Origin of the sequence: Pectobacterium parmentieri (genome assembly GCF_001742145.1) — a bacterium.
In the GTDB taxonomy this organism is placed as follows: domain Bacteria; phylum Pseudomonadota; class Gammaproteobacteria; order Enterobacterales; family Enterobacteriaceae; genus Pectobacterium; species Pectobacterium parmentieri.
This window is the reverse complement of sequence record NZ_CP015749.1, coordinates 1,083,702-1,105,214: the sequence shown is the minus strand read 5'-3', so window position 1 is coordinate 1,105,214 and position 21,513 is coordinate 1,083,702. Positions and strand designations below refer to the sequence as shown.

The following is a 21,513-nucleotide window of genomic DNA, read 5'->3' as shown; positions in this document are numbered from 1 at the left end:
CCGGACAGGTTCGCGCGCAGCGCTTAACTGCCCAGCAATCGATGGATACGTTGCAATCCGGCAACCAGCCGGTCAATTTCTTCGCGCGTAGTATAAACGGCCAGCGAGGCGCGGCACATACTGGGAACACCATAGTGTTCCATCAGCGGCATCGCGCAATGGTGGCCGGTGCGAATCGCAATACCGTACCGATCGAGGAAACTTCCCACATCATAGGCGTGGTGCTGCCCAAGATTAAACGCAATCACACCGTGGCGTTCAGCCGGGCCATACAGTGTTAAATCAGGCACCTGCGTTAACGCTTCCAGCGCGTACTGCATCAAAGAGGATTCATAGCGCTGAATCTCTTCACGTCCCAGTGCCGTCACATAATCCAGTGCGGCACCCAGGCCCATGATACCGCCCGTGTTAGGCGAGCCGGCTTCAAAGCGCCACGGCGAATCCGCATAGGTAGTGCCTGTTCGCAGACTAACCTGACGAATCATCGCCCCACCGCCTTCCCACGGCGGCATGGCCTGAAGCAGGTCACGTTTGCCGTACAGCACACCAATACCCGAAGGACCGTAGATCTTATGCCCTGAAAAGACAAAGAAATCGCAGTCCAGATCCTGTACATCGACAGGCTGATGCATAATCGACTGCGCACCATCGATCAACGTCACCGCGCCCGCCGCTTTTGCCTGTGCAATCATCCCTTTTACTGGGTTCAGCGTGCCCAATACGTTAGATATCTGCGTCACTGCCAGCAGGCGAGTACGTTCATCCAGCAATGCAGGAAGCTGCGCGACATCCAGCGAACCATCTTCAGCCAGCGGCAATACGCGAACTTCAACGCCACGCGCTTCTGCCAGCATCTGCCAGGGAACAATATTCGCGTGATGCTCCATCTCGGTGATGATCAGGTTATCGCCCGGCTGGATGAAGGTACGGCCATAACTGTTAGCCACCAGATTGATGGCCTCCGTTGTACCGCGTACAAAAACAATCTCTTCCACTGAGGCAGCATTGATAAAGGATGCCACCTGCTCGCGCACCGCTTCCATCGCGCTGGTCGCCTGCGCGCTCAGCGTATGAATACCGCGGTGCACAGCGGCGTATTCATGGCGATAGAATTCGGCTTCGCGCTCGATAACCGACTGCGGCTTTTGCGCACTCGCCGCGCTATCAAGATAGGCTAACGGCTGGCCGTTAACCTCACTTGCCAGCAGCGGGAAATCGGCACGAACCCGTTCAATAGGATAACTCATCATACCGCCTTGCCGGCATTCGCCAGCGCGTTGGGCAAACGCTGCGCGATACGTTCCAGAACCACATCTCGCAGAGACTCGTTTTCAATCGCTTCTGTGACTTCCGCCGCGAAGGCGAAGATGATCATCTGTTGCGCATCCTGCTGCGTAATACCGCGGGAACGGAGATAGAACAACTGTTCTTCGTCCATCCGACCGATAGTGGCACCGTGGCTGCATTTCACGTCATCCGCATAGATTTCCAACTGCGGTTTGGTGTCTACCTCCGCCAGTCGGCCCAGCAACAGGTTGTTGTTGGTCATCTGTCCGTCAGTTTTCAGCGCATGTGGCGCAACCTTGATCATGCCGTTAAACACCGCTCTGGCACGATCGTTGACGATGACCTTATGCAGTTGGCGACTTTCGCCATAGCCCTGATTATGTTCCAGATACGTTCGCGTATCACACACTTCGCTGCCGACAGGCAGAATCAGGCTGTTCATGGACAGATTCGTCCCTTCGCCGTTCAACTGAGCACTGGTGTGGTGACGCGTCAGCCCTGCGCCCAACAGGAAGCTGTGGCTGCGAACCCGGGCATCGCGTGCCAGAACCAGATCGTTATGCGCGAAGTGGTAGCTCGCCGCCGCTTCAAACGCCAGCTTATAGTGGCTAACCTGGCTATTTTCCGCCGCATTCACCGTCAGGCGTGCACCGGTAAAGTGCGCATGTTCGTCCAGACTGACGTAATGCTCGATAATTTCCGCACTGGCACCACGTTCAACGTTCAGATGATGGCGATGGTGAACCGTATTCAACGCTGCCGTCTGACTGCTGCTGATGTGCAGCAGGTAAAGCGGTTTTTCCGCCTGCTGCCCGGCAGCCAGACGAATCAATGTACTCGTACTAGCCAGACTTTCAGTCAGATGCAGGAACACTTCGGGCTGGATCGCCGCAGGCAACGCGCCACGCGCATGCGATGCCTGTACATCAACCTGATAAGGTCCCCATGCGCTATCGCTGAGTTCTGCATTGAACACACCATCGACAAACACCAGACGCCAGCTATCCACCGCGAATGCCAGCGCATCCACCGCAGCACGGTCGATAGACTGCGCCTGCGGTGCGACAAATTCGTTACTCAGCAAACCATCCAGCGGCGTGTATTTCCAGTGCTCATGCTTACGGTGCGGTAAGCCAAGACGCACCACGTCCTGCCAGTGTTGGTTCGCATCGTCAGAACGGCGTGACGCATCGCGTTCAAACAGGCCACGCCATTGTTGCAGCGCGTGTTCTTGTTTCTGCACGATGCTGGTCTTACCCGTTGCGTTCTCGCTCGTCACATTATTGCCCGTCGGTAAGCCAGCCATAGCCTTGCTCCTCCAACTGTTTCACCAGCGAGAAATCACCGGATTTCACAATGCGACCTTGATACAGAACGTGTACGTGATCCGGTTTGATATAATCAAGAATACGCTGGTAGTGCGTGACGATGATGAACGAACGTTTGCCGTCGCGCAGGGAGTTCACGCCGTTAGAGACGATTTTCAGTGCGTCGATATCCAGCCCGGAGTCAGTTTCATCCAGAATGCACAGATCCGGCTCCAGCGCCGCCATTTGCAGAATGTCGTTACGCTTCTTCTCGCCGCCAGAGAAGCCCACGTTGACCGAGCGGGTCAACAAATCTTCCGGCATATTCAGCAGCTTGATCTTTTCTTCGATAAAGTCGGCAAAGTCAAAGCGATCCAGCGGTTCCTGTTCACGGTATTTGCGCACCGCGTTCACAGAGGTTTGCAGGAAGAACTGGTTGCTGACGCCGGGGATTTCTACCGGATATTGAAACGCCATGAAGACGCCTTCACCCGCGCGATCTTCTGGAGACAATTCCAGCAGGTCTTTCCCTTTGAAGCTGACCGAACCGTCAGTCACTTCATATTCTTCACGTCCAGCCAGCGTTGCGGAGAGCGTACTTTTCCCTGAGCCATTCGGGCCCATAATCGCGTGCACTTCACCCGGCTTAATGGTGAGATTAAGCCCTTTGATGATCTCTTTACCTTCTACGCTAACTTTTAAATTTTCGATGCTTAACATGCTTATTCCTTCCAACGCCCAATATGACGGACGCTTAATGAATTCCGGGACCGATGATTCTCATTATTAGTCTGTGAAAATCCCGGCAACCGCCGAATTAACCCACGCTGTGTTCCAGGCTAATCGCCAGTAACTTTTGTGCTTCTACCGCGAACTCCAGCGGCAACTCAGAGAAAACGTCCTTACAGAAACCGTTTACGATCATTGAGATAGCATCATCTTCGCTAATTCCGCGTTGCAGACAATAGAACAGTTGGTCATCGCCGATTTTCGACGTGGTCGCTTCATGCTCCAACTGTGCAGTATTGTTGCGCACTTCCACATACGGGAACGTGTGCGCACCGCATTCGCTGCCGATCAGCATCGAATCACACTGGGTAAAGTTACGGGCATTGGCCGCGCTCGGCATGATCTTCACCAGGCCACGGTAGGTGTTCTCGCTGCGCCCGGCAGAAATCCCTTTGGAGATGATGGTCGAACGGGTGTTTTTACCAATGTGAATCATCTTGGTGCCGGTATCGGCCTGCTGACGACCGTTGGTCAAGGCGACAGAGAAGAATTCGCCGACGGAATAGTCACCGCGCAGAATGACGCTCGGGTATTTCCAGGTGATCGCCGAACCGGTTTCCGACTGCGTCCATGACATTTTCGAATGCTCACCCGCACACAGCGCGCGCTTGGTCACGAAGTTCAGGATCCCGCCTTCGGCGTCATCTTTACCGGAGAACCAGTTCTGTACCGTGGAATATTTCACTTCGGCATTCTTGTTGATGATCACTTCCACCACCGCGGCGTGCAGTTGGTAGGTGTCACGAACAGGCGCGGAGCAACCCTCGATGTAGCTGACGTAGCTGTCATCATCGGCGATCAGGATCGTACGCTCGAACTGACCGGTTTTTGCCGCATTGATACGGAAATACGTCGACAGTTCCATCGGGCAGCGCACGCCTTTCGGGATGTACACAAACGTGCCGTCAGAAGCGACCGCTGAGTTTAACGCGGCAAAGAAGTTATCGTTCGCCGGTACTACAGTACCGAGATACTGACGTACCAAATCGGGATGTTCCTGAATCGCCTCGCTGAATGAACAGAAAATAATGCCCTTTTCAGCCAGTTCATGCCGATACGTGGTCGCAACGGACACCGAGTCGAAAATGGCATCGACCGCGACTTTCTGGCCTTCGCGGACGGGAACACCCAATTGGTTAAAGGCATTCTCCACTTCGCTAGTCAGGTAATTATTCACGTCCGTAATCCCGGATTGCTGCTTGGCGCCGGGCTCAGAGCCACAGCTATCGTCGCAGTTACCGCAGGAAGGCGCGGAATAATAGCTATAGTCCTGATAGTCGAGTTTCTCGTACTGGGCTTTCAGCCAATGCGGTTCTTCCATCTCCAGCCACGCTTTGTAAGCGTTAAGACGGAATTCCAGCATCCACTCAGGTTCATTACGCTTCGCCGAAATTGCCCGGACAACATCTTCATTGATGCCGTGCGCTAGCTCATCGGTCTCCAGTTGCGTGAAGAAACCTTCTTTATAGCGTCCATCACCCATCCAGATCTGGACATCATCAGGTACATCTACCGTGCTACGTGCCATAATTTTTCATCACTTAAATGCCAAAGCTTTCGCCACATCCACAAGCATGCTGCGCTCTGGGATTATTAAACTTGAATATCTGATTCAGCCCTTCACGGACGAAATCAAGTTCTGTGCCGTCAATGAAAGGCATTGCTTTCAATGGGACATACAGTTTTGCGCCATCACGTTCGAACACCAGGTCGTCGGTTTCGAACTCCTGTACCAGATCCAGCACATAGCCAAATCCCGCACAGCCTGATTGTTTAACGCCAAGCCGCAGTCCTTGCACGGCCTCATCCTGCTTCATCAGATTCTTAATCTGCTTCACGGCACTATCTGTCAGCGTCAGTCCTTGCCAGACATTTTCATCCAGTGAAAACGTCCCTACATTTTCCGCTTGCATATGGAATACCTCATTGCGTGTGGTACCAGTTTTAGGCTGGTTTCCCCTAATGTTAGTGATAATGAAACTAGCTTCAACCTCTTGTTTTGCAGGGCTATTCGTAACATTTGGTTTTTTAGCGAGCCAAGAGCGCTATTTTACACGTCTTAAATGCCCCAGATAACACAGCAAGAAACAAACTAACCAATTGATAAAAAACAGATTAATATCATGACCGTTATCCCTTTCGGTCAGATAAAAATCATCATCTCGTTATCATTATTATAACATTTATCGGTGATACCTATTTATAAAACAGGGAAGGTATATGAAGATTTATGTGATTTCCGATCGTACTTTTGATGTTAAAGCACGTTTTGCCCATTGATCACCGCCTTTTTTATCAATATGATAATGATTATCATTTGATATTCAGGATCGATGACCATGCTTTCCGTGAATGCCTGGCTGCACCACCAAATTGACGAATATAAATTTCAGATTCGCGATGCCACTGTTGATTTCTATATGGCGGAAGCCCGCCTGAACCGTCCGGGAAGCAATATCGATCATTTACGTCGCTTTCATAACGCCTGCATGGATATGGTTGAACTCTGCCTAAGAAATGGCGATGACGACAGCTATCTGCACGCGCTGGTCAAATTGCACAATCGGTTGATTAAAGAGATCAATAATGAAGGGCGTTGCCACCTCTTTCGAGTGCAAAGTTACTACTTTGCCCGTAACACGCTGAAGTCGATTTGCCATCAGTTAAGCATGCAAGGCTCATGGGATAAAGCGACCGCCTTTCAGACGGACTTCGTTAAGCGCGTACCGTTTCTACCCTGAAAAAATATTTTCCCAAAGCAACCGAACCAGACTGACCTGCAGCCTGGTCCGGCGTTTCATGCTTTATGGCGTAATCACCGACGTCGTCAGACGTGAAATGCAGCACAGGCGGTTCTGATTATCAAAAATCTCAATCTGCCACACCTGGCTACGGCGACCTACGTGAAGCGCACGGCATACTCCCCGGACTTCGCCTTCACGCACCGCACGCAAGTGATTGGCATTGATTTCCAGCCCCACCACCTGCTGATCGCCCTCAGAACACAGATAGCCCGCGACGGAACCCAGCGATTCCGCCAGCACGACAGAAGCGCCGCCGTGCAGCAAACCAAACGGCTGACGCGTGCGTGAATCCACGGGCATCACCGCTTCCAGAGAATCCTCCGTAAGGCAGGTATAACGAATACCGATATGGCCGACCATGCACGCTTGGCTCTGTTGGTTAAGCTGCTCCAGCGTAACCTGTCTTTTCCATAGCATCAGAGGATCTCCAGTAAGGCCTGTAACGGATGGCGTAATGCGCGACCTTCCATACGTTTTACCTGACTACGGCACGAATAGCCGGTGGTCAGACAGCGTTTCTGCGGTAACTTCTGCAGCACCTGTTGCCAGGATAGCGCATAAATTCCCTGCGAGCTGGCGAGGTTTTTGGTTTCATGACCGTAAGTTCCCGCCATGCCGCAACATCCGACGCTAATATTCTCCAGTTTAGCGCCAAAGCGAGAGAAGATATCAGCCCACTGTTTCGTACTAATCGGCAACGCGGTCGTTTCCGTACAGTGACCGAGTAGATACCAGGATTCGCCGGTAGCAGGTTGAGGCGTATTTTCTGCTAGGGCCGTCACTAGCCATTCATGCACTAGCTGCACCCGAAAATCACCACGTTTCTCACCCAGAATTTCTCGGTATTCGTCGCGGTAGCACAGCACCAGAGCTGGGTCGACCCCCACCATCGGCATACCAAGCTTGGCAACGCGATTAAGGAAATCTGCCGTCTTCGATGCGGTTTTAGCAAAGCGCTGTAAGAAGCCTTTAATGTGTTGCGCCTTCCCATTCGGCGAGAATGGCAGCAGCACTGGTTTCAGCTTCAGTTTTTCGATCAGATGAACGAAATCCGCTACCACCTGCGCATCGTAATAGCTGGTGAACGGATCCTGTACGATTAACACGTATTGCTGACGCGCCTGCTCCGGTAGCTGTTCCAACTGTTCCAGCGTGGTGTTAACCCCGTTATGCCCGGCAAACTGCTGGCGCAGCGACGGTGATGACAGCAAGGGCAAATCAACCATGCCGATCTGGCTACGGCTCAAGTTATTCAGCAATGGCATTTTCAGGAAGAAGTTAAACATCTTCGGGCTGCGTGCCATCAGCGGCGCATAGCCTTCAACACCAGCCACCAGATAGTCACGAACCGGACGCAGATAGCGCGTGTGATAAAGTTGCAGGAAGCGAGAACGGAAGCCCGGCACGTCAATCTTGATAGGGCACTGCGTTGAACAGGCTTTACATGCCAGACAGCCTGACATCGCCTCTTTTACCTCATGCGAGAAATCGTAATCCCCTTGCTTCGCCTGCCAGGTATTACGGGTTTTCTGGATAAAGGCGCGCAGGCTCAGCTTCTGCTGTGGTAACGCGTTCTCCAGCGCCACCGGATCGACGCCCTGTTCCGCTAGCAGACGTAACCATTCACGTACCAGCGTTGCACGTCCTTTCGGGGAATGAATTCGGTTTCCGCTGATTTTCATCGACGGGCACATTGGGCTACGCGCATCGAAGTTAAAACACAGCCCATTGCCGTTACATTCCATTGCGCCACGGAATGCAGTGCGAACCGTCAGCGGGATCGTGCGGTCAAATGTGCCACGCTTGACCGCATCGACTTTCATCATCGGTGCATCAACATCCAGCGGCGCACAAATTTTCCCAGGATTCAGCCGGTTATCAGGGTCGAATGCGGCCTTGATACGGCGCAGCTCGGTATACAGTTCCGGTCCAAAGAATTCAGGGCTGTATTCGGCGCGGAAGCCTTTACCGTGTTCTCCCCACAGCAGACCGCCATATTTGGCCGTCAGCGCGACAATCTGATCGGAAAGCTGTTTCATCAGCATTTCCTGCTGCGGGTCGCACATATCCAGAGCAGGACGGACGTGCAGTACCCCTGCGTCCACATGACCAAACATGCCATACGTCAGATTGTGGCTGTCCAGCAGTGCGCGGAACTCTTCGATGTAATCCGCCAGATGTTGTGGCGGTACGCAGGTATCTTCCGCAAACGGAATGGGTTTGGCCAATCCTTTACTGTTGCCCAGCAGCCCGACGGCTTTCTTACGCATGGCATAAATACGTTCGATTCCGGCCAGGTCGTTACAGGTTTGATAGCCAATCACCCCGCCCTCTCCGGTAACCAACAGCGAATCCAACCGCTGACAGAGCGATTCCACCTGCCCATTGATCAGCGCTTCATCATCACCCGCAAACTCAACGATATTCAGGCCAAGCATTTCCTGGTTAGGCACATCGGTAATCAGTTCACTGACGGAATGCCAGACGATATCTTCACGGGCAAGGTTTAGTACCTTGGAATCCACCGTTTCGACGGATAGCGCTTTCGCTTCCACCATGAACGGCGCATTGCGCAACGCTGAATTGAAGGAGTCGTACTTGATATTCACTAGACGGCGGCTCTTCGGCAACGGCGTGATATCGAGCTTCGCTTCGGTGATAAATGCCAGCGTACCTTCAGCTCCGGTCAGAATGCGCGTCAGGTCAAAGGTGCGCAGATCGTCGCTGAACACATGACGCAGATCATAACCAGTCAGAAAGCGGTTCAGCTTAGGGAATTTGTCGATAATCAAGGCACGCTGTTCGCGGCAGCGGTGCAGCACCGTATGGTAAATGCGGCCAATGGCGGAATCTTCTTCTGCCAACTGCTCTGCAAGCTCGACTGGCATCGCCTGCGTATCCAGCATCTCGCCGCCTAGCAGTACCGCACGCAGCCCCAACACATGGTCTGAGGTTTTACCGTACACCAGCGAGCCTTGCCCTGACGCATCGGTATTAATCATGCCACCCAGTGTCGCCCGGTTGCTGGTCGACAATTCAGGTGCGAAGAAATAACCATAAGGTTTCAGGTACTGGTTGAGTTGATCTTTAATGACACCCGCCTCAACGCGCACCCAGCCCTGTTCAGGGTTGATTTCCAAAATACGGTTCATATAGCGCGACATATCGACCACGATACCGCGATTCAGCGCTTGCCCATTCGTTCCTGTCCCACCGCCGCGTGGGGTAAAGGTCAACCCTGAAAAACGTTCCTCACCTGCCAGTCGCGATAGGATCGCTACATCGGCGGTTGAACGGGGGAAAACCACCGCATCCGGCAAGAGTTGATAGATACTGTTATCCGTCGCCATCGTCAGACGATCGGCATAATTGGTCGCCGTATCGCCCGTAAATCCGTTTTTCTTTAATGCTTCCAGAAAATTAAGCACCGGCTGGACCAGCCCGGGAGATTGCGTGATCTGTGGGATCATTATTTTTTGACCCTGTCCGTACATGATATGTTTGCCAATATGTCGTGATATGCCTGTGAAGAGTGGTATATAGCCTAATGTCGATCGGTTAAGAACCGAGTTACACGGAGCGACCACGGGGCGAGGCCTCCCTGCGGGAACCTCATCCCCGTGTTTCTCCTAAAATAGGACTTAAGTGACCCGCTATGCTATAGCCGCCCTTTCATCGGGGACATCACGTTTTATCACATTTCGCAATCGTGTGCGCTCCCAGAACGGCAAAAACATACAGCATGTTGGCGAACCGCTGTTTCACCAACAAAATGTTCAACAGGCTGTCAAAATACCCGGAAATATCTCATGATGACGTGTGATTAGATCACTTCACCCAAGCTACCGCGCCTTCAGCCTTTTCTTTTGCTATTGAGGAACGATTCGTTGAGCAAATACTCTCAACCACCACGATTTGACCTGGCCAGAAACCTGTTCAGTCTGGTGTTTATTACCATCATGATTATTGCCTGTTTTTGGGTGGTACAGCCTTTTATTTTGGGGTTCGCCTGGGCGTGTATGGTGGTGATTGCTACCTGGCCGCTGCTGATAAAATTTCAGGCGCTACTATGGGGACGGCGTTCTCTGGCGGTGCTCGTCATGACGTTTCTGCTCATCCTGCTATTTATTGTACCGATTGCCGTTCTCATCAGTAGCGTGGTGGATAACAGCTCGGCGCTAATGAGTTGGGGAGCCAGACAGGAAAACTTTTCGCCACCGACGCTGGAGTGGCTAACGTCGATCCCTTTAGTGGGAGAAAAATTGTTCAACAGTTGGCAGGCGCTGTTGCAAAGTGGCGGCAGCGGTCTGTTCGCCAAGGTGCAGCCCTATTTTGGTAAAACTGCGACCTGGCTGGTTGCACAGGCCGCCCATATTGGGCGCTTTCTGATGCACTGCACCCTAATGCTGATCTTCAGCGCCCTACTGTATTACAAAGGTGAAGCCGTTGCGAAAGCCGTGCGACATTTCGCTATCCGGTTGGGGCAGGAGCGCGGCGATGCGGCGGTGATTCTGGCAGCGCAGTCAATTCGTGCCGTTGCGCTGGGCGTGGTGGTAACGGCCATCGTGCAATCAGTGCTAGGCGGAATCGGTCTGGGGCTATCGGGCATTCCCTACACCACACTACTAACCGTTCTGATGTTTCTGTGCTGTCTGGCGCAGTTGGGGCCACTTCTGGTACTTATTCCGGCCATTATCTGGCTGTATTGGACGGGCGATAATACCTGGGGCACCATCCTGCTGGTCTGGAGTTGTGTCGTTGGAACGATCGATAACGTGATTCGTCCGATGCTGATCAGAATGGGTGCCGATCTTCCGATGCTGCTGATTCTTTCCGGTGTAATTGGTGGATTACTGGCATTTGGCATGATAGGGCTATTTATTGGCCCGGTCGTCCTCGCCGTTTCCTATCGTCTGCTGTTTGCCTGGATGCGCGAAATTCCCGAACCACAGAGCATCCTCTCCGTTAATACATCGAATAAAGAGTCATCGCAGTAAGCCCCTCCCTTTTCTTCTCGTGGGCGGTGCTGGCCGCCCATTCCTTCCTTGAACTCAACCCTGTTTCGTCGTTAGTACTCCTTTATCTATTTTTCAATAGGTAAAAATAGCTAATGATTAGCCCTCTATTCTTAGGGATTAGTCCTAAAAATTTTGATACCATTTCTCTAATGCATCAATATTATTGACAATATAAAAACTCCGAGGGGCCGATTCTTAAAAGATAATTAACTATTAGGATGATTCTTAATGACTGAATAAGGCATAATCCATAGGATAAATACCGGAGCTAGTATTAACCTACTGTTTGTCAATGAGGTTTCCTCCTCGTCAGAGTTAGTAACGAATTGCTGTGTGTAGTCTTTGCCCATCCCCTGAGATGGGCCTTTTTTTTTCTTTCATTTCCCTTCCATTGCATTACGCCTTATCCCTTTTTTGTTACTCTCCTGTCAGCCTACCTTCAGTTCAGCTTTTCAGGAGTTTTTCATGACGCCTCTCGCCGCGAAGAGATTACTACTCTGTGGCTTATTTAGCCTTCTGACAGCCTGCGATAACCCGACGCCTATAACACAGCGCCCTTTATTGACCATTGAAGGCAAAACCATGGGGACGTTCTATAGCGTAAAAATTAGCGGCAACGTCACCGAAGATAAGACAGAACTGCAACAGGAAATCGATGCGCTGCTGGAGCAGGTCAATAACGATATTTCCACCTACCGTGACGATTCCGTGCTATCGCGTTTTAATCAATATCGGGGAACCGAACCACAGCCCATCAGTAATGGCATGGCGGATATCATTCTGGCTGCGCTGCGCATCGGTAAAGCCACCCACGGTGCGATGGATATCACCGTTGGTCCGTTAGTTAACCTCTGGGGATTTGGCCCACAGAAGCAGCCGACACGCATTCCCAGTCAACAGCAGATCGATTTAGCACGACAAAACGTCGGATTGCGCCATCTGAAACTGATCGGCGATGAAAAAGGAGAGTGGATTCAGAAAGATCTCCCTGATTTATATGTCGACCTTTCCACGTTGGGTGAAGGTTACGGCGCAGACGTTCTCGCACAATTGATGACGCGTAAAGGGATCACCAATTATCTGGTTTCTGTCGGCGGCGCGATTTCCAGCCGTGGCGTTAATGCCGAAGGAACGCCGTGGCGCGTGGCGATCCAGAAGCCAACCGATCTGGAAAATGCGGCGCAGGCGGCGGTGAATTTGCAGGGTTATGCGATCAGTACCTCCGGTAGCTATCGGAATTACTTTGAGGAGGACAGCAAGCGCTATTCTCACGTTATCGATCCCGAAACCGGAAGGCCGATTACCCACCAGTTGGTTTCTGCCACCGTGATTGCGCCGAACGCGCTGGAAGCAGATGGCTGGGATACGGGCTTAATGGTGCTGGGAACGGAGAAAGCATTAAAGCTGGCGGAACAGCAAGGGCTGGCAGTTTATCTGATTACCAAAACGGATAAGGGCTTTAGCGCAGTAATGACGCCACAATTTAAGTCATTCCTGATTGCGGCACCGTAAAACACCAAGATTGATGACAACACCATCGCGACAAGAGCGAGATACACGGGGCGACCACGGAGTGAGGCATCCCTGCGGGAACCTCATCTCCGTGTTTCCCCTAAAATCTGACATCATCAACGACCATGACTCCCAGTAGCTACCGAGCGTCATGGTCTTCACCGTACTAATTATTTGTGCTCAGCCAGATTCAGCCAGGTTTGCACCACGGTGTCCGGGTTGAGCGACAGGCTATCGATACCCTGTTCCATCAGCCAGATCGCAAAATCTTCGTGGTCTGATGGGCCTTGCCCACAAATACCGACGTATTTACCCTGCTTCTTCGCCGCTTTAATCGCCATCGACAGTAGTGCTTTCACCGCATCGTTGCGTTCGTCAAACAGTGCCGATACCACACCGGAGTCGCGATCCAGCCCCAGCGCTAATTGCGTCATGTCGTTTGAACCGATGGAAAAACCATCAAAGTGTTGCAGGAATTCATCGGCCAATAACGCATTGGACGGAATTTCGCACATCATGATGATTTTCAAGCCGTCTTCACCACGGCGCAGTCCCTGATTCGCCAGTTCGGCAATCACCGCTTCCGCTTGCGCCACAGTACGAACGAACGGGATCATGATCTCTACATTCTTCAGGCCCATCACGTTGCGCACGCGTTTGACCGCTTCACACTCCAGCGCAAAACAGGCTTTGAAGTCCGGTGATACGTAGCGACCTGCACCACGGAAGCCCAGCATCGGGTTCTCTTCTTCCGGCTCATAGCGCTCACCACCGACCAGATTAGCGTACTCGTTCGATTTAAAATCGGACAGGCGGACGATGACGCGCTTCGGTGCAAATGCCGCTGCCAGCGTCGCGATCCCTTCCGTCAGACGACCAACGTAGAATTCCACCGGATCGTCGAAGCCCTGCATCAGCGCTTTGATCTCACGTTGCAGTTCTGGGGTCTGCTGATCGAATTCCAGCAGCGCACGCGGATGCACGCCAATCATGCGGTTGATGATGAATTCCAGACGAGCCAGACCGACGCCATCGTTTGGCAAACAGGCAAAATCAAACGCACGGTCAGGGTTACCCACGTTCATCATGATTTTCAGCGGCAATGCAGGCATTTCATCAATCTGTGAACTCTTCACGGAGAAGTCCAACAGGTCTTGGTACACATAGCCCGTGTCGCCTTCCGCACAGGAGACCGTCACTTTCTGCCCCTTGCGCAAACGTTCGGTCGCATCGCCACAGCCCACCACGGCAGGGATGCCCAACTCACGCGCGATAATTGCCGCGTGGCAGGTACGTCCGCCGCGATTGGTCACAATCGCCGCCGCTTTCTTCATGATCGGTTCCCAGTCAGGGTCGGTCATGTCGGTCACCAGCACATCGCCCGCATTGATCAGATGCATCTCGCTGATGTCCTGAATCACTTTGACTTCACCTGCACCGATACGGTGGCCGATCGCACGCCCTTCCACCAGCACAGTGCCGCTGGCTGGCAGGTGATAGCGCTCCATGACCTGACCGTTGGAACGTACCGTTTCCGGACGCGCCTGCACGATATAGAGTTTGCCTGTGTGGCCATCTTTCGCCCACTCGATGTCCATCGGGCGACCATAGTGTTTCTCAATCAGCAGTGCCTGACGCGCCAGCGCCTGAACTTCGTCATCCGTCAGGCTAAAACGCGCCGTTTGTTCTGTTGGCACATCTTCAATTCGCACCTGCTTGCCATGTTCCTGACTCGCGGCATAAACCATACGGATTTTTTTCGATCCCATGTTACGGCGCACGATCGCAGGCTTGTTGTTTTGCAAGGTCGGCTTGTGAACATAGAATTCGTCTGGGTTCACCGCCCCTTGCACCACCATTTCACCCAAACCGTAAGCCGAGGTGATGAACACCACCTGATCAAAACCGGATTCGGTATCAATGGTAAACATCACCCCCGCAGAAGCCAGATCGGATCGCACCATACGCTGTACGCCCGCCGACAGCGCCACGCCACGGTGGTCATACCCCTGATGTACGCGATAGGAGATCGCGCGATCGTTAAACAACGACGCAAATACGTGCTTCACGGCGACCATCACCGCATCAATGCCCTGCACGTTCAGGAAGGTTTCCTGTTGGCCGGCAAAGGACGCATCCGGCATATCTTCCGCCGTGGCGGAAGAACGCACCGCAAATGAAGCCTCTTTTTCGCCATCGGCCAGTTGCTGATAGGCATCACTGATTGCCTTCTCCAGTTCCGGCTGGAACGGCGTATCAATAATCCACTGGCGAATTTGCGCACCGGCGCTGGCCAGTTGGCTCAGATCGTCAATATCAGTGCGATCGAGCAGCGCATAAATACGTTGGTTGATCCCGCTTTGATTAAGAAAATCATTAAACGCCTGCGCCGTTGTCGCAAAACCGTTGGGAACGGCTACGCCCAAATCTGAAAGGTTGGTGATCATTTCACCCAGAGAGGCATTTTTGCCTCCTACCCTTTCAACGTCGTGCATACCGAGCTGGTTATACCAAAGGACATTACGCAAATCAGGGCCGTTATTGGACATCGAAAATAATCCTTTCTGCATACAATTAGGGTATGGAAGAGTTCGGTTGAGAATCGCCTCAACGCAATCAGGTTAGCATAGCGTTTTGATGAACATGGACAGGTGAATCGATCAACCTATGAAAAAAAACTGATTTCACGGCGAATGATTGCCTAACACAGTAAAAATCCAATATCGTAGAAGATTAGCATTCTTTATCATGAAGATAATGAAATAGTGTTTTAATAAAAGTATTACCAAAACGCAATTTTTGACGAGATTAAGGTGTTTGAGCTGTCGGAAATATCATCAGGAGGTTATGTGGAAAGAAGCGTATTTTATGTCTCGGACGGTACGGCAATTACGGCTGAAGTATTGGGTCATGCGGTGCTATCCCAATTCCCCGTGAACACGGTTAGCTATACCTTACCCTTCGTTGAAAGTGAAGCCCGCGCTAAAGCCGTGTGTGAACAGATCAACACGTTGTATCAGCAAACCGGCGTGCGCCCGCTGGTGTTTTACTCCATCGTTACCCCCACTGTTCGTAACATTATTACCAGCAGTGACGGGTTTTGCCAGGATATTGTACAGGCGCTGGTTGCCCCCTTGCAGGAAGAATTGAATATCCCGCCGACGCCGGTTGCCAACCGCACTCACGGTTTGACAGCCAACAACCTGGGCAAATACGACGCGCGTATCGCGGCTATCGACTACACACTGGCACATGATGACGGCATTTCGCTGCGTAATCTCGATCAGGCTCAGGTTATTCTGCTCGGTGTGTCACGCTGTGGCAAAACGCCGACCAGCCTGTATCTGGCAATGCAGTTTGGTATCCGCGCTGCCAACTATCCTTTTATTGCCGATGATATGGACAACCTGCGCCTGCCGGATGCGCTAAGACCCTTTCAGCACAAGCTATTTGGGCTCACCATTGATGCCGAACGCCTAGCGGCAATTCGAGAAGAACGCCGGGGTAACAGTCGCTATGCTTCGCTGCGCCAGTGCCGTATGGAACTCAGCGAAGTTGAGGCGCTGTTTCGCAAACATCAGATTAAATATCTCAATACCACCAATTATTCCGTCGAGGAAATCTCCGCCAAAATCATCGACATCCTCGGCATGAGCCGAAGAATGTACTAGTACATGATGGATTTTTTTGCCCTGATACGGTTGTAATGTGTGTCATTTCGTTTATTGTGTGCTCCATCACTTCCCGGCATTTCGCCGCTGCGAAGCAACCCATTTGGCTGAAAACATTGTCTGAAAATGCTGCCATATCCACGTTTTTTCGATGACAACACGTTTTCAGCTTGACCGTATTTAGAGATAAAACATGCTACAAACCGATGAACTGCGGAGCGCGCGCATCGAGAGTCTGGTTCCCCCCCAAACGCTACTCGCCAGGCTCCCGATTACCCCAGCCGTTGCCGAAAATGTCACCTCATCACGCAAGAAAATTGAAGCCATTCTCACCGGCCACGATCCCCGTTTACTCGTCGTGATTGGCCCGTGTTCCATCCATGATACCGACAGCGCCTTGGATTATGCGCGCCGTCTGGTTGCGCTACGCACGCAGTATCAGGACCGGCTGGAAATCGTCATGCGCACTTACTTTGAAAAACCGCGCACGGTAGTGGGCTGGAAGGGGTTGATTTCCGATCCCGGGCTCAATGGCACATTCCGGGTGAATGAAGGATTAGAGATTGCTCGCCGCCTACTGCTGGACGTCAATCAGCTTGGATTACCGACCGCGACAGAATTCCTCGATATGGTCACTGGCCAATATATCGCCGATCTGATTAGTTGGGGGGCGATTGGTGCGAGAACCACCGAAAGCCAAATCCACCGTGAAATGGCCTCTGCGCTGTCTTGTCCTGTTGGCTTCAAAAACGGGACGGATGGCAATACGCGTATCGCCGTCGATGCGATCCGCGCCGCACGCGCCCAGCACATGTTCCTCTCACCGGACAAACAGGGCTTCATGTCGGTCTACAAAACGCAGGGTAACCCGTTTGGCCACATTATTATGCGCGGCGGGAAAAAGCCGAATTACCATGCAGAAGATATCGCCGCCGCCTGTGCACATCTCAGCGAATTTTCTCTGCCCAAGCAGTTGGTGATCGATTTCAGCCATGCCAACTGCCAGAAACAACACCGCCGCCAGCTTGATGTTGCCGATGATATTTGCCAGCAAATTCGCGACGGTTCACGCGCTATTGCTGGCATCATGGCGGAAAGTTTCTTAGTTGAAGGCAACCAACCCGCGATCAACCCTCTGGCGTTGACGTATGGGCAATCCATTACCGATCCTTGCCTAAGCTGGCAGGATACCGAAACGCTGCTGGCACGTTTGGCAAACGCCGTCGACAGCCGTTTTTAACCCGATACGCGCTGGCACATTCCTCCCTCCCGGTTCTGTGCCAGCCGTCTTTCTGATTTCCTGTCACCTCTCTCTCAGCACATAAATTCCGCTCTCGATTCCGCTTATTCCACTTATTAAGAAAACTTCACTTGAGGTTGCGTTTTTGTTACATGAAAATGATTCTCATTCATTGCTATAATCTTTACGACAACGATTAAGGGAATCCGATGCAGACGTCCATTTACCAACAATACCTCCAGGCTAAAGTTGAACACCCGCGCAAATACGCACGCGATTTGGCGGCTCAGCTCGGCATCAGCGAAGCGGAGTTGACTCACGCCCGTGTTGGACACGATGCGCAGCGCCTGCAGGGTGACGCCAAAGTGTGGCTCAGTGCGCTGGAGCAGGTTGGTAATACCAAGTCGATCACACGCAACGAGTATGCCGTGCATGAACATACCGGCTACTATCAAAACCAGACGCTTGACGGGCATGCCGGTCTTATCCTCAACCCGCGCGAGTTGGATCTGCGTTTGTTCCTTTCTCAATGGGCTTCCGCTTTTGAACTGCGTGAAAACACCGCGCGCGGTGAGCGCCAGAGCATTCAATTCTTCGATCATCAGGGTGATGCCATTCTGAAGGTCTACACGACCGACACCACGGACATGGCCGCCTGGCAGCTATTCGTTGAGAAATTTACCAGCAGCGAAAACCCGGCGTTGGCACTTCGTCCAGCAAGTAACACTGCCGCTGAGCAGGCCGTCGCCCACAATCCTCAGTTTGAAGCAGACTGGCGTGCGATGACGGACGTGCATGATTTCTTCATCCTGCTCAAGCGTTATAATCTAACGCGTCAGCAGGCGTTTAATTCGGTCGCTGACGATTTGGCCTACCGTGTAGAAAATGATGCACTGTCACAGATTCTGTTTGCCGCACGTGAAGATCAGAACGAGATCATGGTATTTGTCGGTAACCGTGGCTGTGTGCAAATCTTCACGGGGACACTTGAGCGTGTAGAGCGCATGGAACAACACGCGGAATGGATTAATATCTTTAATAAAGATTTCACGCTGCATTTGATCGAAGGCGCGATCGCTGAAAGTTGGATCACACGTAAACCGACCACCGACGGCATCGTGACCAGCCTCGAACTCTATGCCGCAGACGGCTCTCAAATTGCACAACTCTTTGGGCAACGTACTGAAGGTACGCCGGAGCAACAGCAGTGGCGCGACCAGATCGATACCCTGAAACCGCATAAGGATCTTGCCGCATGAAAAACTGGCTATTCCCCCTGTTATTGACACTCCCTCTCGGGGTGTCTGCTGCCGAGCGAATTGTGTCTATTGGCGGCGACGTCACGGAAATCATCTATGCGCTAGGCGCAGAGAAAGATCTGGTTGCGCGCGACAGTACCAGTCTGCACCCGGAAGCCGTGAAAACGTTGCCTGACGTAGGCTATATGCGCCAACTCAACACCGAAGGCATTCTGGCAATGAAACCCTCTCTGGTCGTTGCCAGCGATCTGTCTCAGCCATCGCTCATCTTGCAGCAGGTTGCGGACAGCGGCACCAAAGTAGTTCATGTGACCGCCGAGCCATCGCTGGATGCCGTACCGAAGAAGATCGAGACCATCGCGCAGACGCTCGGAAAAGACGCAGAAGGTAAAAAACTGACAGAAACCTATCAGCAGCAGTTGGCGGCAGTAAAAACGTCACCGCTGCCGGTTAACGTGCTGTTCGTTCTCAGCCACGGCGGCATGACCGCGATGGCAGCAGGCAAAAATACCCCAGCGGACACGATTATTCGCCACGCTGGGTTGAAGAATGCCATGCAGAACGTTGAACGTTATCAGCCTCTGTCGCAGGAAGGCGTAATTGCCAGCGCACCGGATCTGATTCTGATTTCTAGTCAGGGCCTGAAAATGCTGGGCGGTGACGCACAAGTCTGGAAATTACCCGGTCTGGAACTGACGCCTGCCGGTAAGCACAAGCGTCTGTTGGTCGTCGATGACATGGCGATGCTCGGCTTTACGCTCGAAACCCCGGCGCTGATGGCAACGCTGCGTCAGACAGCCGAAGCGATAAAATGACGTTACGGTTTCATCCGCGCTCTTGGTTGATCGCGCTGCTGTTGCTGATGGTGGCACTGATGGTTGGTGCCGCTAACATGGGTGCGCTGAGCCTATCGCTAAAAATGTTATGGCAAACGCCGTTTGACGATCCTATCTGGCATATTTGGCTGAATATCCGCGTTCCCCGTGTGCTGCTGGCGATACTCGTCGGCGGCGCGCTGGCCTGTTCTGGCGCGATTATGCAAGGGCTGTTTCGTAATCCGCTCGCCGACCCCGGCCTGCTGGGTATCAGCAGCGGTGCCGCCCTCTGCGTAGCGCTGACTATCGTGCTACCGCTCGGCCTGCCTCCTCTGTTAGCGCTTTACAGCCCGATGTTCGCTGCTTTTGCGGGTAGCTTGGCGATTACCGCCATCATCTTCATCCTCAGCCGTTCTGAACAAGGTGGGTTAACCCGGCTATTGCTGGCAGGTATCGCGCTCAATGCGCTGTGTATTGCCTTCATCGGCGTCTTGACCTACCTCAGTACCGACCAGCAGTTGCGCCAGTTTTCACTGTGGGGCATGGGGAGTCTCGGACAAGCGCAGTGGCCCATGCTGCTTGTTGCCAGCACGCTGACAATTCCTGCGATGATCGCCACGTTGTACTATGCACGCCGCCTGAATCTGTTGCAGTTAGGGGATGAAGAAGCGCACTACCTCGGCGTTAACGTGAAGCACACCAAATACACGCTACTGTTGCTGAGTTCACTGCTGGTTGGCGTAGCGGTAGCGGTCAGCGGCGTGATCGGGTTTATCGGGCTTATCATCCCACACCTGATGCGTATGCACCTGGGTGCCGATCATCGCTGGCTTCTCCCAGGATCTATCCTCGGCGGTGCCTGTCTGCTGCTGTTTGCCGATACGTTGGCACGCACGTTACTTTCTCCGGCAGAAATGCCCGTTGGGTTATTAAGCAGCCTGATTGGCGGCCCCTATTTCTTATGGCTGATCGTTCAGCATAAAGGACGCGGCAATGACTGACTCAGCGCTTGACCGAACGTTAGTCGCCCACCATTTGCGTTTTCAGACCAACGGACGCTATCTGACCGATGATGTTTCTCTGGAACTGAATTGCGGGGAAATCGTGGCGATTATCGGTCCTAACGGCGCAGGGAAATCCACTCTGCTCCGATTACTGACCGGTTATTTAACACCCGATGAGGGCGAATGCCTGTTAGCCGGACACCCCTTTTCGCACTGGCAACCCGGCGCACTGGCAAAAACGCGGGCGGTGATGCGCCAGCATAGCGGCATGGCGTTTGCGTTTAGCGTGCAGGATGTCGTCACGATGGGACGATCTCCCCACGGGCGTTACTCAAAAAATGATGACGTTGTTCAACAGGTTATGGCGCAAACGGGCTGTCTGGAGCTGGCGGCGCGCGACTATCGCCATCTTTCCGGCGGAGAGCAACAGCGGGTACAATTGGCTCGTGTGCTGGCACAACTGTGGCATCCAGAACCGACGCCAGGCTGGTTATTCCTCGATGAACCGACCTCGGCGCTGGATCTGTATCATCAGCAGCACCTCTTGCGACTGCTCAAGCAACTCACGCGTGAACAACCGCTAGCCGTGTGCTGTGTCCTGCACGACCTGAATCTGGCGGCGCTGTATGCCGACCGCATTCTGCTGCTGCACGAAGGTAAGCTGGTTGCACAAGGTTCGCCTGCAGACGTGCTACAGGCAGAAACCTTGGCCCACTGGTATCGCGCCGATCTTAGCGTGGGTTCGCACCCTGACTACGCCATCCCACAGGTTTATCTGCGGCAATAGTCTGTCATCCCTGCTCCGGC

At 52.7% G+C, this 21,513-nt stretch carries 17 protein-coding genes and 1 other RNA gene; 10 read left to right on the top strand and 8 right to left on the bottom strand.

Translation table 11 applies throughout. The features are described from left to right. Positions 1–23 precede the first annotated feature (23 nt). From sufS to sufA, 5 genes are all read right to left on the bottom strand, one after another. Positions 24–1,247 (bottom strand): cysteine desulfurase SufS, encoded by a 1,224-nt coding sequence (gene sufS, locus A8F97_RS04895; RefSeq protein WP_014700366.1) that lies wholly within the window; start codon positions 1,245–1,247, stop codon positions 24–26. Further along, the gene (sufD, locus tag A8F97_RS04890) at positions 1,247–2,593 is read right to left on the bottom strand and encodes a Fe-S cluster assembly protein SufD (protein WP_033071659.1); all 1,347 of its coding nucleotides are present in this window, start codon (positions 2,591–2,593) and stop codon (positions 1,247–1,249) included. Before sufD ends, sufS begins: the two co-directional genes overlap by 1 nt. Further along, the gene (gene sufC / locus A8F97_RS04885) at positions 2,568–3,314 is read right to left on the bottom strand and encodes a Fe-S cluster assembly ATPase SufC (protein WP_014700368.1); all 747 of its coding nucleotides are present in this window, start codon (positions 3,312–3,314) and stop codon (positions 2,568–2,570) included. Before sufC ends, sufD begins: the two co-directional genes overlap by 26 nt. A gap of 97 nt (positions 3,315–3,411) precedes the next feature. Beyond that, entirely contained in the window at positions 3,412–4,911 is a 1,500-nt protein-coding gene (sufB, locus tag A8F97_RS04880) for a Fe-S cluster assembly protein SufB (RefSeq protein ID WP_014700369.1), read from the bottom strand. A gap of 13 nt (positions 4,912–4,924) precedes the next feature. After that, positions 4,925–5,296, bottom strand: a complete 372-nt coding sequence (gene sufA, locus A8F97_RS04875; protein ID WP_005970398.1) for a Fe-S cluster assembly scaffold SufA — start codon at positions 5,294–5,296, stop codon at positions 4,925–4,927. 426 nt (positions 5,297–5,722) lie between these two features. Between sufA and A8F97_RS04870 the strand changes: the two genes are divergently transcribed. Beyond that, positions 5,723–6,124, top strand: a complete 402-nt coding sequence (locus tag A8F97_RS04870) for a hypothetical protein (RefSeq protein ID WP_005970399.1) — start codon at positions 5,723–5,725, stop codon at positions 6,122–6,124. Positions 6,125–6,187: 63 nt separating this feature from the next. On the opposite strand, the gene A8F97_RS04865 is transcribed toward A8F97_RS04870, so the two are convergent. Together A8F97_RS04865 and ydiJ are read right to left on the bottom strand one after the other, a co-directional pair. Beyond that, a complete protein-coding gene (locus A8F97_RS04865; protein WP_033071661.1) occupies positions 6,188–6,604 on the bottom strand; it encodes a hotdog fold thioesterase in 417 nt (138 codons plus the stop codon). After that, positions 6,604–9,657 carry a D-2-hydroxyglutarate dehydrogenase YdiJ gene (gene ydiJ / locus A8F97_RS04860; RefSeq protein WP_033071662.1) on the bottom strand — a complete coding sequence of 1,018 codons (3,054 nt, stop codon included), beginning with the start codon at positions 9,655–9,657 and terminating at the stop codon, positions 6,604–6,606. The genes A8F97_RS04865 and ydiJ overlap by 1 nt, the downstream gene beginning before the upstream one ends. Positions 9,658–10,074: 417 nt before the next feature. Between ydiJ and ydiK the strand changes: the two genes are divergently transcribed. The 3 genes from ydiK (at position 10,075) to apbE (ending at position 12,717) form a co-directional block, all read left to right on the top strand. Beyond that, complete coding sequence (gene ydiK / locus A8F97_RS04855) at positions 10,075–11,184, top strand: AI-2E family transporter YdiK (protein WP_015730711.1); 1,110 nt, start codon at positions 10,075–10,077, stop codon at positions 11,182–11,184. Positions 11,185–11,467: 283 nt separating this feature from the next. Further along, an RNA gene (gene rprA, locus A8F97_RS04850) (antisense sRNA RprA) lies at positions 11,468–11,579 on the top strand. Between the two features lie 91 nt (positions 11,580–11,670). Next, on the top strand, positions 11,671–12,717 hold the full coding sequence (apbE, locus tag A8F97_RS04845; RefSeq protein ID WP_033071663.1) for an FAD:protein FMN transferase ApbE: 1,047 nt from the start codon (positions 11,671–11,673) through the stop codon (positions 12,715–12,717). Positions 12,718–12,887: 170 nt separating this feature from the next. On the opposite strand, the gene ppsA is transcribed toward apbE, so the two are convergent. Next, positions 12,888–15,266 carry a phosphoenolpyruvate synthase gene (ppsA, locus tag A8F97_RS04840; RefSeq protein ID WP_014700374.1) on the bottom strand — a complete coding sequence of 793 codons (2,379 nt, stop codon included), beginning with the start codon at positions 15,264–15,266 and terminating at the stop codon, positions 12,888–12,890. Positions 15,267–15,566: 300 nt separating this feature from the next. Between ppsA and ppsR the strand changes: the two genes are divergently transcribed. From ppsR to A8F97_RS04810, 6 genes are all read left to right on the top strand, one after another. Further along, the gene (gene ppsR, locus A8F97_RS04835) at positions 15,567–16,388 is read left to right on the top strand and encodes a posphoenolpyruvate synthetase regulatory kinase/phosphorylase PpsR (protein WP_033071664.1); all 822 of its coding nucleotides are present in this window, start codon (positions 15,567–15,569) and stop codon (positions 16,386–16,388) included. Positions 16,389–16,581: 193 nt separating this feature from the next. After that, entirely contained in the window at positions 16,582–17,628 is a 1,047-nt protein-coding gene (locus A8F97_RS04830) for a 3-deoxy-7-phosphoheptulonate synthase (protein ID WP_033071665.1), read from the top strand. 209 nt (positions 17,629–17,837) lie between these two features. Beyond that, complete coding sequence (locus A8F97_RS04825; RefSeq protein ID WP_015730713.1) at positions 17,838–18,887, top strand: hemin-degrading factor; 1,050 nt, start codon at positions 17,838–17,840, stop codon at positions 18,885–18,887. Beyond that, positions 18,884–19,702, top strand: a complete 819-nt coding sequence (locus A8F97_RS04820; RefSeq protein ID WP_033071666.1) for a heme/hemin ABC transporter substrate-binding protein — start codon at positions 18,884–18,886, stop codon at positions 19,700–19,702. Before A8F97_RS04825 ends, A8F97_RS04820 begins: the two co-directional genes overlap by 4 nt. Further along, the gene (locus tag A8F97_RS04815) at positions 19,699–20,703 is read left to right on the top strand and encodes a FecCD family ABC transporter permease (protein ID WP_014700379.1); all 1,005 of its coding nucleotides are present in this window, start codon (positions 19,699–19,701) and stop codon (positions 20,701–20,703) included. Before A8F97_RS04820 ends, A8F97_RS04815 begins: the two co-directional genes overlap by 4 nt. After that, positions 20,696–21,493, top strand: a complete 798-nt coding sequence (locus A8F97_RS04810; protein WP_014700380.1) for a heme ABC transporter ATP-binding protein — start codon at positions 20,696–20,698, stop codon at positions 21,491–21,493. Before A8F97_RS04815 ends, A8F97_RS04810 begins: the two co-directional genes overlap by 8 nt. Positions 21,494–21,513 lie beyond the last annotated feature (20 nt).

Coding starts and splice junctions, on each gene's coding strand:
- sufS (WP_014700366.1), bottom strand. CDS start 1,247: ATGAGTTATCCTATTGAACGGGTTCGTGCCGATTTCCCGCTGCTGGCA.
- sufD (WP_033071659.1), bottom strand. CDS start 2,593: ATGGCTGGCTTACCGACGGGCAATAATGTGACGAGCGAGAACGCAACG.
- sufC (WP_014700368.1), bottom strand. CDS start 3,314: ATGTTAAGCATCGAAAATTTAAAAGTTAGCGTAGAAGGTAAAGAGATC.
- sufB (WP_014700369.1), bottom strand. CDS start 4,911: ATGGCACGTAGCACGGTAGATGTACCTGATGATGTCCAGATCTGGATG.
- sufA (WP_005970398.1), bottom strand. CDS start 5,296: ATGCAAGCGGAAAATGTAGGGACGTTTTCACTGGATGAAAATGTCTGG.
- A8F97_RS04870 (WP_005970399.1), top strand. CDS start 5,723: ATGCTTTCCGTGAATGCCTGGCTGCACCACCAAATTGACGAATATAAA.
- A8F97_RS04865 (WP_033071661.1), bottom strand. CDS start 6,604: ATGCTATGGAAAAGACAGGTTACGCTGGAGCAGCTTAACCAACAGAGC.
- ydiJ (WP_033071662.1), bottom strand. CDS start 9,657: ATGATCCCACAGATCACGCAATCTCCCGGGCTGGTCCAGCCGGTGCTT.
- apbE (WP_033071663.1), top strand. CDS start 11,671: ATGACGCCTCTCGCCGCGAAGAGATTACTACTCTGTGGCTTATTTAGC.
- ppsA (WP_014700374.1), bottom strand. CDS start 15,266: ATGTCCAATAACGGCCCTGATTTGCGTAATGTCCTTTGGTATAACCAG.
- A8F97_RS04830 (WP_033071665.1), top strand. CDS start 16,582: ATGCTACAAACCGATGAACTGCGGAGCGCGCGCATCGAGAGTCTGGTT.
- A8F97_RS04825 (WP_015730713.1), top strand. CDS start 17,838: ATGCAGACGTCCATTTACCAACAATACCTCCAGGCTAAAGTTGAACAC.
- A8F97_RS04820 (WP_033071666.1), top strand. CDS start 18,884: ATGAAAAACTGGCTATTCCCCCTGTTATTGACACTCCCTCTCGGGGTG.
- A8F97_RS04815 (WP_014700379.1), top strand. CDS start 19,699: ATGACGTTACGGTTTCATCCGCGCTCTTGGTTGATCGCGCTGCTGTTG.
- A8F97_RS04810 (WP_014700380.1), top strand. CDS start 20,696: ATGACTGACTCAGCGCTTGACCGAACGTTAGTCGCCCACCATTTGCGT.